This window comes from Enterobacter sp. PL1 (genome assembly GCF_945957325.1).
In the GTDB taxonomy this organism is placed as follows: Bacteria; Pseudomonadota; Gammaproteobacteria; order Enterobacterales; family Enterobacteriaceae; genus Enterobacter; species Enterobacter roggenkampii.
Genome location: NZ_CAMFKT010000008.1, coordinates 177,818 through 192,511 on the forward strand (window position 1 = coordinate 177,818; position 14,694 = coordinate 192,511).

The following is a 14,694-nucleotide window of genomic DNA, read 5'->3' on the forward strand; positions in this document are numbered from 1 at the left end:
CCCGGTTTTTGTTTAACGGTAAACGTTACAGAACCAGTGCCGCGATGGATGCGGACAGGACGCTCACCAGCGTAGAGCCGTAAACCAGCTTCAGGCCAAAGCGAGAAACCACGTTACCCTGCTCTTCGTTCAGACCCTTAATCGCACCGGCGATGATACCGATAGACGAGAAGTTCGCGAAGGAGACCAGGAACACGGAGAGAATACCTTCCGCGCGTGGAGAAAGCGTGCTGGCAATTTTCTGCAGATCCATCATCGCAACGAATTCGTTAGAAACCAGTTTGGTTGCCATGATACTGCCCACCTGCAGCGCTTCGTGAGCCGGAACACCCATCACCCATGCAACAGGGTAGAAGATGTAGCCCAGAATACCCTGGAAGGAGATCCCCAGCACCGCGGCGAACAGGGCATTCAGTGCAGAAATCAGCGCAATGAAGCCGATCAGCATGGCGGCAACGATAATCGCGACTTTGAAACCGGCCAGGATGTATTCACCCAGCATTTCGAAGAAGCTCTGGCCTTCGTGCAGGTTAGACATCTGGATGTTCTCTTCGCTGGCGTCAACGCGGTACGGGTTGATCAGCGACAGAACGATAAAGGTGCTGAACATGTTCAGTACCAGCGCAGCCACCACGTATTTTGGTTCCAGCATGGTCATATACGCGCCCACGATAGACATGGAAACGGTAGACATTGCGGTTGCCGCCATGGTGTACATGCGGTTGCGGGACATCTTGCCGAGAATATCTTTATACGCGATGAAGTTCTCAGACTGACCGAGGATCAGGGAACTGACGGCGTTGAAGGATTCCAGCTTACCCATGCCGTTCACTTTGGATAACAGGAAACCAATTCCACGAATCACGAACGGCAGAACGCGGATGTGCTGCAGAATACCGATCAGCGCGGAGATGAAGACGATAGGGCAGAGAACCTTCAGGAAGAAGAACGCCAGACCTTCGTCGTTCATTTTACCGAAGACAAAGTTGGTCCCTTCATTGGCGAACCCGAGCAGTTTTTCGAACATTTCGGAGAAGCCTTTCACGAAGCCGAGGCCTACGTTGGAGTTCAGGAAGAACCACGCAAGTAAAACTTCAATGACCAGCAGTTGGACAACATAACGAATACGAATTTTTTTGCGGTCTGTGCTGACCAGCAATGCGAGTGCAGTAACGACAACAAGTGCCAGGACAAAATGAAGGACGCGGTCCATATTTGCTCCAAATATGAGGCAGGTTTAATTTTCGTGCACATTCTATGTAACAAGCGAAAAGAAAACGAGATCGAGGGCACACTATAGTTACATCCTGTGACGAGTCTCAAAAATAGTGATCCACAATACATTTTTGTTATGTTAGGTAAATGAGTGAAAAGTTAAGTTTGTGTGCTAGTCTTCACAAAAGCATGCGCGATTTCAGTTTCAGTTAGATCGCCCCACTTACCCGCCCGTCTATCGTTCAAAGCTATCAGAGAAATCACTGCAAACTTCATAAATGATCTTGATAATCATTCTCATTTTGATAGCATTAAACATAGCAAAGGCTATATTTCAGAGGCAGAAATGACAAACAGTCGCGTAGAGGGTAGCAGTGGCAGAGCAGCGCGCAAGTTGCGGTTCGCATTAATGGGACCTGCGTTCATCGCTGCCATTGGTTATATCGATCCAGGTAACTTTGCGACCAATATTCAGGCCGGGGCCAGCTTCGGTTATAAGCTGCTCTGGGTGGTCGTCTGGGCAAACCTGATGGCGATGCTGATTCAGATGCTCTCCGCAAAGCTGGGGATTGCGACGGGCAAAAACCTGGCGGAGCAAATTCGCGACCATTATCCGCGTCCCGCGGTCTGGCTCTACTGGGTTCAGGCTGAAATCATCGCCATGGCCACTGACCTTGCTGAATTTATCGGCGCAGCGATCGGCTTTAAGCTGATTCTGGGTGTGTCGCTGTTGCAGGGGGCGGTCCTCACCGGGATTGCCACGTTCCTGATCCTGATGCTGCAGCGTCGGGGTCAAAAGCCGCTGGAGAAGGTCATTGGCGGTCTGCTGCTGTTTGTCGCGGCGGCCTATATCGTTGAGCTAATCTTCTCACAGCCGAATCTGGCGCAGCTCGGTAAAGGAATGGCGATCCCAAGCCTGCCGACCTCGGAAGCGGTGTTCCTGGCCGCCGGGGTGCTGGGGGCGACCATCATGCCGCATGTGATCTATCTCCACTCCTCGCTGACTCAGCATCTCCACGGTGGGACGCGTAAAGAGCGTTACTCCGCCACCAAGTGGGACGTGGCGATCGCCATGACCATCGCGGGGTTTGTCAATCTGGCGATGATGGCTACTGCAGCCGCAGCTTTCCACTTTAACGGTCATACCGGTATTGCCGATCTCGACCAGGCGTATCTCACGCTGGAGCCGTTGCTGAGCCATGCTGCCGCCACGATATTTGGCCTTAGCCTGGTGGCTGCTGGTCTCTCTTCTACGGTGGTGGGCACGCTGGCAGGCCAGGTGGTGATGCAGGGGTTTGTCCGGTTCCATATTCCGCTGTGGGTTCGTCGTTCCGTCACCATGCTGCCGTCATTTGTGGTGATTCTGATGGGACTCGACCCAACGCGAATTCTGGTCATGAGCCAGGTGCTGCTGAGTTTTGGTATTGCGCTGGCGCTGGTGCCGCTGCTGATCTTTACCAGCAACAAAACCCTGATGGGCGAGCTGGTCAACTCAACGCTGGTGAAACGAACCGGGTGGGCCATCGTGGTGGTGGTCGTTGCGCTGAACCTGTGGTTGTTAGTGGGAACCGCGCTGGGTCTTTAACAAAAAAAGGAGCCGTGGAGGCTCCTTTTTGATTAGTGATGATGGCCGTGACCATGACCTTTGCCGCGACCCCAGCCGCCGCGACGGTCGTCACGATCGTTCCAGCCTTCACGGTAACCGCGCTCATAGGCGCTGTCTTTATACCAGCCGCGGTGTCTGCCGTTATCATGTTTCCACCAGCGATCGCCGCGCCACTCATAGTGACGATGCCAGTAATCACGGTCGCGCCAGTAGCCGCCGTCCCAGTATCTGCCGTAGTCGTCACGATCGCCAATTTGTAATTTTACTGATGGCAACAGGGTGATTTCGCCCGCAGTGGCGATCAGCGGCGCCGAAGCCAGTAATACCGCTGCAAGAATCAGTGACCTGAACATACTCTTTCTCCTTCACGATCGGGGCCTTTGTTGGGCCTGTTAACGCAATTTTACGAGTTGGTAAAGCGTCGTATCATCGCCTCAACTCCGAATTCCTGGGTGAGAGCACTTTTTGCTAAAAGTGATGTTATATTGAGCTGCTCAGGATCGCGTCTATACGGGCCAACTCTTCTGCAGAGAAATGGCGGTTTGCCAGCATCCCCACGGCGTCATCAATCTGAGCCGCTTTACTTGCCCCAATCAGCACCGACGTCACGTCCTCATGGCGTAATACCCAGGCCAGCGCCATCTGGGACAGCTTCTGGCCGCGGCTTTCTGCCAGGGCATTCAGCTTCCTGACTTTCTCCAGCTTCTCTTCGGTGAGCTGATCGGGTTTAAGGAACTGACTGCCGCTTGCCGCGCGTGAGTCTGCGGGGATGCCGTTCAGATAGCGATTGGTCAGTTGCCCGCCGGCCAGCGGCGAGAAGGGAATACAGCCGACTCCCTTTTCCTGCAACACGTCCAGCAGTCCCGCTTCCGGCGCACGTTCAAAGAGGGAGTATTTCGGCTGGTGGATCAGGCAGGGCGTCCCGAGGTCATTAAGGATATCAATCGCCTGGCGAGCCAGAACAGCCGGGTAGTTGGATAATCCGACATACAAAGCCTTCCCCTGACGCACCACATGGTCAAGCGCTTTCATGGTTTCCTGCAGCGGCGTTTCCGGATCTGGCCGGTGATGATAGAAGATATCCACATACTCCAGCCCCGTGCGCTTCAGGCTTTGATCGAGGCTTGCCAGCAGATATTTACGTGACCCCCAGTCGCCGTAAGGTCCCTCCCACATGGTATAACCCGCTTTGGTGGAGATGATTAGCTCGTCGCGCCAGGGCAGGAAATCCTCCTGCAAAATACGTCCGAAATTACGTTCGGCCGATCCGGGGGGCGGGCCATAGTTGTTGGCAAGGTCGAAATGCGTAATGCCCAGATCGAACGCACGCTGTAAAAGTTGACGGCTGTTTTCGATAAGGGTGGTGTCACCAAAGTTATGCCACAGCCCAAGCGAGATGGCAGGCAACCTGAGTCCGCTTCGCCCGCAGCGGCGATACTCCATTGTCCTGTAACGATTTTTGTCCGGCTGATAACCCATTTTCGTGACCTCTGGCGATGAAGTGAAAAATCAGTGTATGCGTTTACATTTTCGTGAAAAAAAGCAGCATAGCGCAGCCTTTTTTGTAAAGCATTCTTTCCATGCCCTTCTTATCACCAATTCTGGACAGCCATCACGCTTATTTAATACTCAAGGTGAGGTCAACATTAGAAGGATACCTGTTCATGCGTACCCCATACTGCGTCGCCGATTACCTGCTGGACCGTCTTACTGATTGTGGAGCCGATCATCTGTTTGGCGTGCCGGGCGACTATAACCTGCAGTTTCTCGACCATGTGATAGACAGCCCGGATATCTGCTGGGTGGGCTGTGCCAACGAGTTAAACGCCTCTTATGCCGCTGACGGATACGCCCGATGTAAGGGCTTTGCCGCGCTGCTGACGACATTTGGCGTAGGAGAGTTAAGCGCCATGAACGGCATTGCGGGCAGCTTCGCCGAGCACGTTCCGGTCTTGCATATTGTGGGGGCACCGGGTACGGCATCACAGCAAAGAGGGGAGCTGCTGCACCACACGCTTGGCGACGGTGAGTTTCGTCATTTTTATCATATGAGCGAGCCGATCACTGCTGCACAGGCGATCCTGACCGAACAAAACGCCTGTTATGAAATCGACCGGGTGTTAACGACAATGCTCCGGGAGCGTCGCCCCGGCTATCTGATGTTGCCTGCCGACGTGGCAAAAAAGGCCGCCACTCCCCCTGTAAACGCTCTCACGCTCAGGCATCCACATGCCGATAGTGCTTGCCTGAAAGCATTCCGGGACGCCGCAGAAAGCAAGCTTGCCAGGAGCAAGCGTACTGCGCTGCTGGCCGATTTCCTTGTCCTGCGCCACGGCCTGAAGCATGCGCTACAAAAATGGGTCAAAGACGTGCCGATGGCACACGCCACCATGCTGATGGGCAAAGGGATATTTGACGAACGTCACGCCGGATTTTATGGCACCTACAGCGGTTCGGCGAGCGCCGGTGCGGTAAAAGAGGCGATTGAAGGGGCGGATACCGTACTGTGCATCGGCACGCGATTTACCGATACCCTGACCGCCGGCTTCACGCATCAGCTCACCCCGGCACAAACGATAGAAGTTCAGCCTCATGCCTCACGCGTTGGTGATCTTTGGTTTACCGGCATCCCTATGCTTCAGGCAATCGAAACGCTGGTGGAACTGTGCAAACAGCACGTGCACGAGACACCCGCGCAGTCTTCTCAAAGCGCGATGGCCTACCCGCAGCCGGATGGCTCGCTGACGCAGGCGAATTTCTGGCAAACGTTGCAGACATTTATTCGTCCGGGAGACATCATTCTTGCGGATCAGGGCACCTCGGCCTTCGGCGCGATCGACCTTCGTCTGCCGGCTGACGTGAATTTTATCGTCCAGCCGCTGTGGGGATCGATTGGCTATACGCTGGCGGCAGCATTTGGCGCGCAAACGGCCTGCCCGAACCGGCGCGTGATTGTCCTGACGGGGGATGGCGCGGCGCAACTTACTATTCAGGAGCTTGGCTCGATGCTGCGGGATAAACAACACCCCATTATTCTGGTCCTGAACAACGAAGGGTACACGGTGGAAAGAGCGATCCACGGGCCTGAGCAGCGTTACAACGACATTGCGCTATGGAACTGGACGCAAATCCCGCAGGCCCTGAGCCTTGATCCTCAGGCCCAGTGCTGGCGGGTCAGTGAAGCGGAGCAGCTGGCGGACGTCCTTGAGAAAGTGGCACACCACGAGCGGCTTTCGCTGATTGAGGTGATGCTGCCGAAAGCCGATATCCCTCCGCTGCTGGGGGCAATCACCAAAGCGCTGGAAGCGCGCAACAGCGCCTGATCATTTGTCGTTTCGCCTGGCCATCATCATCGGTTTGCCCGCCAGCAGGAGCCAGGCGGGCAACATCACGATGCAAAGTAACGGGATGAGGGTGGTATCCGGTACCACCACGGCGGCCATAAAGAGGCTCAGCCAGGCATCGCGCGTGACCACCAGCACCAGCCCCAGAATCGAGCAGGAAACGGTAATCGCAGCCGGGACCGCATCGACATGCTCGTGCAGCATCAGCCCCAGCGCGACGCCGACAAAGACCGCCGGGAAGATGCGTCCACCACGGAAACCGCAGGCGGCCGCCACCACCAGCGCTGCCAGCTTGATCACGGCAAACAGCAGATAGTCGGAGACGCTAAACACCTGGCTGAAGGCCAGCTGCTGCATCTCGTCCAGTCCTTTAAACAGCGTCACCGGCCCGCCGATCGTACCTAAAATACCCAGAATCAAACCGCCAGCCCCCAGAATCAGCACCGGGTGTTTGAGTCTGTGCATCAGCCGGTGAAGTCGTGGAAGACACCATACTGCCACCATGCCCAGCGCAATGGCGATGGCGGCGACGATGGCACCGCTGAAAATATCGGCGATTTGCATCTGGCCGTAGTGGGGGAGAGAGAGTGAAAAATGGGGATGGAAAAACAGGCTGGTCGTCAACGCTCCGGCGGCTGCGGCCATCAGTGGGGCAAAGAGCTTGTCCCACAGCGGGACGTCGTTGTTACTGCTGAGCGTCTGAGAAAAGATCAGTGCCGCCGCAACGGGCGTGCCGAAGAGCGCCCCGATGGTGCCTGCGGAGGCGAGAATAGTCCAGTCCAGCGCGCCAACGCGGGGCAAAATGCGTGAACCAAGAAAAACCGCCAGGCCAATGTTCACGGCCATAATCGGATGCTCAGGTCCCAGACTAACGCCGCCGGCCAGACCGATAATCAGCGCAATAATTAGCCCTGGCAACGCCGAGGGGGCTACCGGGGCACCAATCAACGGTTCCAGTGCCGGATCGGGGCCAGCATGGCCGGGACTAAAACGGATCACCAGGCCCACCGCAATACCGGTTAACGTCAGCATCCCAACGATCCAGGCAGGAGAGTCAGCGGTGACGCCCAGCCCTGCAGGAAGCGCGTTCCATAATAGTGTTTGCAGCACCGACGCGACTTTCATCACGACAATAAGGACCAGACTTGAAACCACGCCAATGATGAGCGCCGGAATTGCCAGCAACAGCATGGTTCTGGCTCGCGGGTGAAGCATGATGATTTCCTTGTACAAAACGGTATTACGTTACTTTGCACATTAAGCCTTATGGCAATAGTGCAAAAGGTGCTGAAACGGTAAAGTTATTCTGTGACGAAGATCGATAATCCATGGGCATTCACCTTCCGGTCGTTGTTGTTATCACGCCTTGAATTTACAGTGTCCCAAAGATTTATTCTGACTTTAGCGGAGCAGTAGAAGAATGACAAAGTATGCTTTGGTAGGCGATGTGGGCGGCACGAATGCGCGCCTTGCATTATGCGATGTAAATAGCGGTGAAATTTCCCGGGCGAAAACCTATTCCGGTCTCGATTATCCAAGCCTTGAGGCCGTTGTCCGCGTCTATCTGGAGGAGCATCAGATAAGCGTCGAAGATGGCTGCATCGCCATTGCCTGTCCGATAACCGGCGACTGGGTCGCCATGACCAACCATACCTGGGCATTCTCCATCGTCGAGATGAAAAAAAACCTCGGCTTTGCGCATCTTGAAATCATCAATGACTTTACCGCGGTGTCCATGGCGATCCCGATGCTGACGCCTGAGCATCTGATCCAGTTTGGCGGCGCTGAACCGGTCGAAGGTAAGCCGATTGCGGTTTACGGGGCCGGTACCGGGCTGGGCGTTTCACATCTGGTGCATGTCGCTCAGCGCTGGGTGAGCCTGCCGGGTGAAGGTGGTCACGTGGACTTTGCGCCAAACAGCGAAGAAGAGGGCATTATCCTCGAAGAATTACGCGCGGAGATCGGCCACGTCTCCGCCGAGCGCGTGCTGTCAGGACCGGGGCTGGTGAACCTGTACCGGGCGATTGTGAAATCGGACGGTCGTCTGCCGGAAAATCTGCAGCCGAAAGACGTCACCGAACGCGCGCTGGCGGACAGCTGCATTGACTGCCGTCGTGCCCTGTCGCTGTTCTGCGTGATCATGGGGCGCTTCGGCGGCAACCTGGCGCTGACGCTGGGTACCTTCGGGGGCGTTTATATCGCGGGCGGCATTGTGCCGCGCTTCCTGGAGTTCTTTAAAGCCTCCGGCTTCCGCGGCGGGTTTGAGGATAAAGGGCGCTTCAGAAGCTACGTGCAGGACATTCCGGTTTATCTGATCGTGCATGATAACCCAGGCCTGCTGGGGTCGGGTGCCCACCTGCGTCAGGTTCTCGGTCAAATCCTCTGAAGCATAGCCCTCTCCCGCAGGAGAGGGCTTTTTTGTTACAGGTGCATGAGCTGGCGGAACTCTTTTACCTTGCTGCGGCTCACCGGCACCTGAAAATCCAGATCCTTCAGGCGCAAGATATAGGTGTTGTTAAACCACGGTTCGATCTCGCGGATCTTGTTTAAATTCACGCAGAACGAGCGGTGGCAGCGGAAAAAGTGCGACGCAGGCAGCTTGCTGCAAAACTCGGTGATGTTCATCGCCATCACGTAAGATTCCCGCCGCGTATAGACAAACGTCATTTTTTCATGGGCTTCGGCATAGTAGATATCATTGACCGGCGTCACGATGATGCGCTCATCTTTGACCAAATTAATGGTGTCGTTTTCTCGTACCGTTGGGCTGGCGCTTGCAGGGGCGGTCTGCTGCTGCCATGCGGCCTCCAGCTTTTGCAGCATGCTGACAATCCGCGACTCCTGGTAAGGCTTAAGGATATAGTCAAACGCCTCCAGCTCGAAGGCCTCTACGGCGTGCTCTTTCCATGCGGTCACGAACACAATAAACGGCTTATGGGCAAACTGATTGATGTTTTGCGCCAGCAATACGCCATCCAGCGACGGAATGTTGATATCCAGGAAGATGGCGTCGACCCGGTTATGCTGCAGAAACTTCAGCACGTCCAGACCGTCATCAAAGGTACCCACAATTTCCATCTGGCTGTGGGTGTTGATAAGCCAGGTTAGCTCCTGTTGAGCCAGAATTTCATCTTCTACGATGATGACTTTCATGGGTTACTCCACCTGGGGCAACAGTGATGTTGCCGAATGAGCGGGAGAGCGCTCGTTCGGGACGTAAAACGCAATTTCGGTGCCCGGTTCAAGACGCTGAATATGCAGCCCGTCGCCGTAAAGCAGCTTGACCCGGTGGTGCACGTTCAGCAGGCCGATTTTATTTCCAGGCATCTCGTTAGACTCCACCCGCTCAATGACTTTTGGATCAATGCCGTGGCCGGTATCGCGCACGGCAATACGTACGCGGTTGCCGCTTTCGGTGACGCTGATGGTGACGACGCCTTTGCCTTTACACGGCTGAATGCCGTGAACAATCGCGTTTTCGACCAGCGGCTGGATAAGCAGGCTTGGGATCACGCAGTTGACCTCTTCATCAATATCGTAAATGACCGTGAGCTTGTCACCAAAGCGCGCCTGCTCAATCGCGATGTAGTCTTTAATCTGATACAGCTCTTTTTTGATGTCGATCTGCTCGTCATCTTTCAGCTCGATGTTGTAGCGTAGATAGCGCGACAGGTTAAAAATCAGCTGGCGCGCGGTGTCCGGATTAAGACGAATGGACGAGGAGATCGCGTTCAGCGCGTTAAACAGGAAATGGGGATTGATTTTGCTCTGCAGCGCGCGCAGCTCTGCCTTATTTGCCATCTCACGCAGTTGTTCCGCCCGGGATACTTCCAGCTGGGTGGAGATAATCTGCGACAGGCCGATGGCCATCTCCTGCAGCGTGGAGGTGATCTGATGCGCGTGGCAGTAATAAATTTTCAGCGTGCCCGTTACGACGCCTTTCTCCCACAGCGGAATCACCAGCATGGAGTGGATTTCCGGCGTTCGGTGGGCTTCATCATTGTTTTTAATAATGATTTTACCGTAGTTAATCGCCTGTCGGGTGGTTGGGCTGATGGTGTCATCATTATCGCGATAGTTGTGCTCCCCGACGCCAACGTAGGCCAGCACGTGGTCAATATTGGTGATGGCGACAGCGTCAGCGTGGATGTCATGGCGGATAATTTCGCAGACCTGACGCAACGACTCCGCATTAACGTGGCGGAAGAGCGGCAGCGTTTTGTTGGCGATATCCAGCGCCAGCTTGGCCTGACGGGCGGCGCTGGCCTCTTTTTCCCCTTCAACGCTTTGCACCAGCAGCACGATAAAGCCGATGCACACGCTGCCCAGGATCATCGGAATACCGATTTTCGAGACGATATCCAGCCCAAGTTCGGTGGTCGGGGCCCAGACGACGACCAGGATCATGGTCAGCGTTTCGCACACCATGCCCGCCACGATCCCTGCGCGCCAGCGCTGTTTTTTCGGGATTTTGCGGCTGATCCAGCCGGAGAGCACCCCGGCGATAATGCTGGTAATAAAGCAGGGCACCGCCGTGACGCCGCCGATATCAATCAGGTAGCGATGGGTTCCGGCAATCACGCCGGTAATGACACCCACCCACGGGCCAAACAAAATTCCGCCGGACATCACGGCGATAATGCGCACGTTAACCAGCGAACCCTCTACCGGCACGCCAGACCAGGTGCTGAACAGGGCGAACAGCGAAAAGATGGCGGTAACGGCCAACAGCTCTTTTGGCGAGTGTGCGGATTTGTGCAATAGCTCGCGAAACAGGCGAATGCGAATGAGGAAAAACAGGCAAATCAGCATTAATGCCGCACGGTCAAAAACCGCCAGCAGCATAGTGAATATTTCGTGCACGAGTAGACCTGGGAAAACGGGAAAGAACCATGATAAAAAACCTGACGCGTGTTGACCAGCTATCCGTCAGGTTTATCAAATGAGGAAAAACCATAATTTCTAAAGGGGATTGTCTGTCGGTAACGGAAACGTCCTGATTTTTTATAGCCTGCGTATCGTCAGGTAACTGTTTTGATATCATCCTGTTAAATAACAGCTATCAGAAAGCCAACCCTGAAACAGGGGCTTCCGCTTTTCGGCACCGCCGGGTTCCGGTTTTCAGGCGATCGCTTTTTTTTCACTTCCCTCTCGACAGCGTGATTTTTTTCAGGTTATTTTCTAAGCACGCCACATCGGTGGCAGCGTCGCTCGGACGGTCCGGGCGCTAACGTTAATCTGAGGAATCTATGGCTGAATTCAGTCCTGAACGCCGTTTTACGCGTATCGATCGTCTCCCCCCTTATGTTTTCAATATCACCGCTGAACTGAAGATGGCTGCGCGTCGGCGCGGCGAAGATATTATTGATTTCAGCATGGGTAACCCTGACGGCCCAACGCCACCGCATATCGTTGAAAAACTCTGCACGGTTGCCCAGCGTCCGGATACGCACGGCTACTCGACCTCCCGCGGTATTCCCAGATTACGTCGCGCGATCTCGCGCTGGTATCAGGATCGCTATCAGGTTGATATCGATCCGGAAAGTGAAGCGATTGTCACCATCGGCTCGAAAGAGGGGCTGGCACACCTGATGCTGGCTACGCTGGATCATGGCGATACGGTGCTGGTACCGAATCCCAGCTACCCAATCCACATCTACGGTGCGGTAATTGCCGGGGCGCAGGTCCGTTCGGTTCCGCTGGTGGAAGGGGTCGATTTCTTTAACGAACTGGAACGTGCGATTCGCGAAAGCTATCCGAAACCGAAGATGATGATCCTCGGTTTCCCGTCGAACCCAACGGCCCAGTGCGTGGAGCTCGATTTCTTCGAGAAAGTGGTCGCGCTGGCGAAGCGTTATGACGTGCTGGTGGTTCACGATTTAGCCTATGCCGACATCGTGTATGATGGCTGGAAAGCGCCATCTATTATGCAGGTCCCGGGCGCGCGTGACGTGGCGGTAGAGTTCTTCACCCTGTCGAAAAGCTACAACATGGCGGGCTGGCGTATTGGCTTTATGGTGGGTAACAAAACGCTGGTGAGCGCACTGGCGCGTATTAAGAGTTACCACGACTACGGCACCTTCACGCCGCTGCAGGTTGCGGCTATCGCTGCTCTTGAGGGCGACCAGCAGTGCGTCCACGAGATTGCCGCTCAGTATAAGCGCCGTCGCGACGTGCTGGTAAAAGGCTTGCATGAAGCGGGCTGGATGGTGGAAATGCCGAAGGCATCCATGTACGTCTGGGCAAAAATTCCGGAACCATACGCGGCGATGGGATCGCTGGAGTTTGCCAAAAAGCTGCTGCAGGATGCGAAGGTGTGCGTATCACCGGGCATTGGCTTTGGTGATTATGGCGACACCCATGTGCGATTTGCCCTGATTGAAAACAGCGACCGCATTCGTCAGGCGGTGAGGGGCATCAAGAGTATGTTCCGGGCCGACGGGCTTCTCTCCTCGAAGAGCGTGGCTGAAAATCCCGCGTCATCATGACATAAAAAAACAGGAGCCAATGGCTCCTGTTTTTTTGACTGCATGTTCTTCACTAGATCATCAGGGCAAAGGTTCCGGCCCAGACTAAAACAATCACCGAAATGCCCATAAAGAAATATTTCACGTTTCATCGCTCCGCGTATCTTGTGGTACGCATTTAAAAACAGAGTCCACCTGATTATAGAGAACTGAAATCCGGTCAAAGCGGAAATGAGAATTTTCCCGTTTCGCCGCTGACTCCAGCTCAGAATTCTGTGCTTTCCTGTTGCCAGACGGCGCTAATGTACGCCTAAAAATGAGGGGTGACAAGAGGGATTTTTTTAAATAATTTCCGTCACTTACGAGTGTCGTGGAACGGCGACAGTTTGATTTCGCATCGCAATAAATTCACTTTGGGCGACGCAATGAAAAACGGTTTCTTAACGGATGACAGGTGATTGAAAAGGTTAGTTTCTTAGCGAAACTAACCTTTCTGAAGAGCTTAAAGATAGAGCGAGGCTTCGCCAATAGGGCGGGTTTTGAAACGACGATGCATCCACAGATACTGCTCTGGCGCACGCATGATTTCAGTTTCGATGACTTTATTGATAAACGCCGCGGCTTCGCACTCGTTTTCAGGATAGTTTGCCATCTCAGGAGAGATGTGCAGACGATAGCCTGATTTATCTGCTTTTCTCACCATCGTCACGGTCAGCATGGAAGCGCCCGACAAACGAGAAATGACAAAGGTGCCGTTGGTCGTCGCAACATCTTTAACCGCAAAGAAAGGCGCAAAGCTGCTGCCTTTACGTCCATAATCCTGATCGGGGGCAAACCAGACGGCTTCACCTTTCTTCAGAGCCCCGACCATACCGCGCAGGTTATTACGGCTGATCATCGCCTTATTCGAACGCATGCGGCCACGCGTTTGTACCCACTCCATCAGCGGACTGTTGTGCGGTCGATAGGTCGCCATCATTGGCTGGCACAGGCCCATCACGCGGCCACCCAGTTCCAGCGACATAAAGTGAACGCCGACGACCATCACGCCGCGTTTTTGCATCTGTGCGCGTTTAAGGTTATCCAGCCCTTCCACGTCAAACCACTTGCGGACGCGCTCATCCGGCCAGAACCAGGCCATGCCGGTTTCAAGCAGCGCCATGCCGATAGACTTGAAGTTTTCAGCGATGAGTTTCTCGCGCTCTTCGGCATTGTAATGCGGAAAGCAAAGCTCAATATTTTTACGCGCGATGGATTCGCGGCGTTTCAGGAAGAAGCGGGATGCACTGCCCAGTTTCGACCCCAGCAAACGCAGGACAGGGTACGGAAGTTGAACCAGCAGCCAGAGAACGCCAAGACCAAACCATGTAAACCAGTAACGCGGATGTAAAAACGCGCGTTGAAATTTGGATTGAGACAAAATAGTGAAACCTATGTGAAGCCTGTAAAGGTAGCGCAGAGTTTGCGATACGACGTGCCGATAAGACCGTTCTTCAAGGTGATGGTTGCAGGCTTTACCGAACTTTACGGCGTTGCCTGGCCACTGCTGATTTGGGCGGGCGGCGTAATGTAGCACCGTTATACGATATGTGCTATTACTCGTTTTTGATTAAAAAAGCGGCAGTTAAGGAGGTGCTTGATTTTACAGATTTTATAGAAAGTCGCATTGAAAGCGTTTTTCCTGACTGAGCGGAGAGCAGAAGCCCTGGCGATCGGATGGAAGACGTAACGAAAAAGAATGGCATTGTTGATTTACGGCAAATTAATCATTTACTCGTTTATTTCTTCCTTACCTAATAAATAAGAATTTTCTTTGTGAAAAATCTTATTTATTATTCATATCCTCAATAGAATAGTCGTCTTTTATCACCCACTTTTCTCTTCTTTTAATCGTACTGCAATAAAATATTGCAGTCCTTTCTTGTTTTTTGACATAGTGCCGTGATGCAAATCAAAATAAGATGTTTTTATTAATATCTCTCTGGCTGCAATCCCTTCGGCGATACAAATATTCGATTTGTGAGAAAAGAGTAGTTTCTTTTTCTGAGTTGATTGAGCAATT

Annotated in this window: 16 protein-coding genes and 1 tRNA gene; 5 read left to right on the forward strand and 12 right to left on the reverse strand. The window is 53.8% G+C overall.

Annotated elements, in window-relative coordinates; all coding sequences use genetic code 11:
* Nucleotides 1-25: 25 nt before the first annotated feature.
* From N6P30_RS09915 to N6P30_RS09930, 4 genes are all read right to left on the reverse strand, one after another.
* Complete coding sequence (locus N6P30_RS09915; RefSeq protein WP_008501591.1) at nucleotides 26-1,213, reverse strand: NupC/NupG family nucleoside CNT transporter; 1,188 nt, start codon at nucleotides 1,211-1,213, stop codon at nucleotides 26-28.
* 408 nt (nucleotides 1,214-1,621) lie between these two features.
* On the reverse strand, nucleotides 1,622-2,011 hold the full coding sequence (locus tag N6P30_RS09920; protein WP_148639728.1) for a hypothetical protein: 390 nt from the start codon (nucleotides 2,009-2,011) through the stop codon (nucleotides 1,622-1,624).
* A gap of 72 nt (nucleotides 2,012-2,083) precedes the next feature.
* Complete coding sequence (locus N6P30_RS09925; RefSeq protein ID WP_148639727.1) at nucleotides 2,084-2,416, reverse strand: hypothetical protein; 333 nt, start codon at nucleotides 2,414-2,416, stop codon at nucleotides 2,084-2,086.
* Nucleotides 2,417-2,570: 154 nt separating this feature from the next.
* Nucleotides 2,571-2,686 (reverse strand) — tRNA-Met (locus tag N6P30_RS09930).
* Between N6P30_RS09930 and N6P30_RS09935 the strand changes: the two genes are divergently transcribed.
* Nucleotides 2,654-2,800, forward strand: coding sequence for a manganese transporter (locus N6P30_RS09935; RefSeq protein ID WP_148639726.1), 147 nt, complete (start codon nucleotides 2,654-2,656; stop codon nucleotides 2,798-2,800). The genes N6P30_RS09930 and N6P30_RS09935 overlap by 33 nt on opposite strands.
* 32 nt (nucleotides 2,801-2,832) lie before the next feature.
* Here the strand turns inward: N6P30_RS09935 and N6P30_RS09940 are convergent, their stop codons facing one another.
* Together N6P30_RS09940 and mgrA are read right to left on the reverse strand one after the other, a co-directional pair.
* A complete protein-coding gene (locus tag N6P30_RS09940; RefSeq protein WP_008501589.1) occupies nucleotides 2,833-3,174 on the reverse strand; it encodes a DUF2502 domain-containing protein in 342 nt (113 codons plus the stop codon).
* 127 nt (nucleotides 3,175-3,301) lie between these two features.
* Nucleotides 3,302-4,300, reverse strand: a complete 999-nt coding sequence (mgrA, locus tag N6P30_RS09945; RefSeq protein WP_023294236.1) for an L-glyceraldehyde 3-phosphate reductase — start codon at nucleotides 4,298-4,300, stop codon at nucleotides 3,302-3,304.
* A 185-nt stretch (nucleotides 4,301-4,485) separates the two neighbouring features.
* Between mgrA and ipdC the strand changes: the two genes are divergently transcribed.
* Nucleotides 4,486-6,144, forward strand: a complete 1,659-nt coding sequence (gene ipdC, locus N6P30_RS09950) for an indolepyruvate decarboxylase (RefSeq protein WP_023294235.1) — start codon at nucleotides 4,486-4,488, stop codon at nucleotides 6,142-6,144.
* Here ipdC and N6P30_RS09955 read toward each other — a convergent pair whose 3' ends face one another.
* Nucleotides 6,145-7,380: an ion channel protein gene (locus N6P30_RS09955; protein WP_023294234.1), complete on the reverse strand. Its 1,236-nt coding sequence runs from the start codon at nucleotides 7,378-7,380 to the stop codon at nucleotides 6,145-6,147.
* A gap of 205 nt (nucleotides 7,381-7,585) precedes the next feature.
* Here N6P30_RS09955 and glk point away from each other — a divergent pair, with 205 nt between their 5' ends.
* Nucleotides 7,586-8,551, forward strand: a complete 966-nt coding sequence (glk, locus tag N6P30_RS09960; protein ID WP_023294233.1) for a glucokinase — start codon at nucleotides 7,586-7,588, stop codon at nucleotides 8,549-8,551.
* 35 nt (nucleotides 8,552-8,586) lie between these two features.
* Here the strand turns inward: glk and N6P30_RS09965 are convergent, their stop codons facing one another.
* Both N6P30_RS09965 and N6P30_RS09970 read right to left on the reverse strand, forming a co-directional pair.
* Nucleotides 8,587-9,318 (reverse strand): LytR/AlgR family response regulator transcription factor, encoded by a 732-nt coding sequence (locus tag N6P30_RS09965; RefSeq protein ID WP_023294232.1) that lies wholly within the window; start codon nucleotides 9,316-9,318, stop codon nucleotides 8,587-8,589.
* 3 nt (nucleotides 9,319-9,321) lie between these two features.
* Nucleotides 9,322-11,028 carry a sensor histidine kinase gene (locus N6P30_RS09970; protein WP_023294231.1) on the reverse strand — a complete coding sequence of 569 codons (1,707 nt, stop codon included), beginning with the start codon at nucleotides 11,026-11,028 and terminating at the stop codon, nucleotides 9,322-9,324.
* Between the two features lie 386 nt (nucleotides 11,029-11,414).
* Between N6P30_RS09970 and alaC the strand changes: the two genes are divergently transcribed.
* Nucleotides 11,415-12,653, forward strand: coding sequence for an alanine transaminase (gene alaC / locus N6P30_RS09975; protein WP_008501582.1), 1,239 nt, complete (start codon nucleotides 11,415-11,417; stop codon nucleotides 12,651-12,653).
* A gap of 52 nt (nucleotides 12,654-12,705) precedes the next feature.
* Here alaC and ypdK read toward each other — a convergent pair whose 3' ends face one another.
* Nucleotides 12,706-12,777, reverse strand: a complete 72-nt coding sequence (ypdK, locus tag N6P30_RS09980; protein WP_099458937.1) for a membrane protein YpdK — start codon at nucleotides 12,775-12,777, stop codon at nucleotides 12,706-12,708.
* Between the two features lie 357 nt (nucleotides 12,778-13,134).
* Nucleotides 13,135-14,055, reverse strand: coding sequence for a kdo(2)-lipid IV(A) palmitoleoyltransferase (gene lpxP, locus N6P30_RS09985; RefSeq protein ID WP_031275099.1), 921 nt, complete (start codon nucleotides 14,053-14,055; stop codon nucleotides 13,135-13,137).
* A gap of 12 nt (nucleotides 14,056-14,067) precedes the next feature.
* On the opposite strand from lpxP, the gene N6P30_RS09990 reads away from it, so the two are divergent.
* Complete coding sequence (locus tag N6P30_RS09990) at nucleotides 14,068-14,205, forward strand: hypothetical protein (RefSeq protein WP_159427010.1); 138 nt, start codon at nucleotides 14,068-14,070, stop codon at nucleotides 14,203-14,205.
* A gap of 293 nt (nucleotides 14,206-14,498) precedes the next feature.
* Here the strand turns inward: N6P30_RS09990 and N6P30_RS09995 are convergent.
* A partial coding sequence (locus N6P30_RS09995; protein ID WP_260629942.1) for a hypothetical protein occupies nucleotides 14,499-14,694 on the reverse strand: 196 nt, incomplete at its 5' end.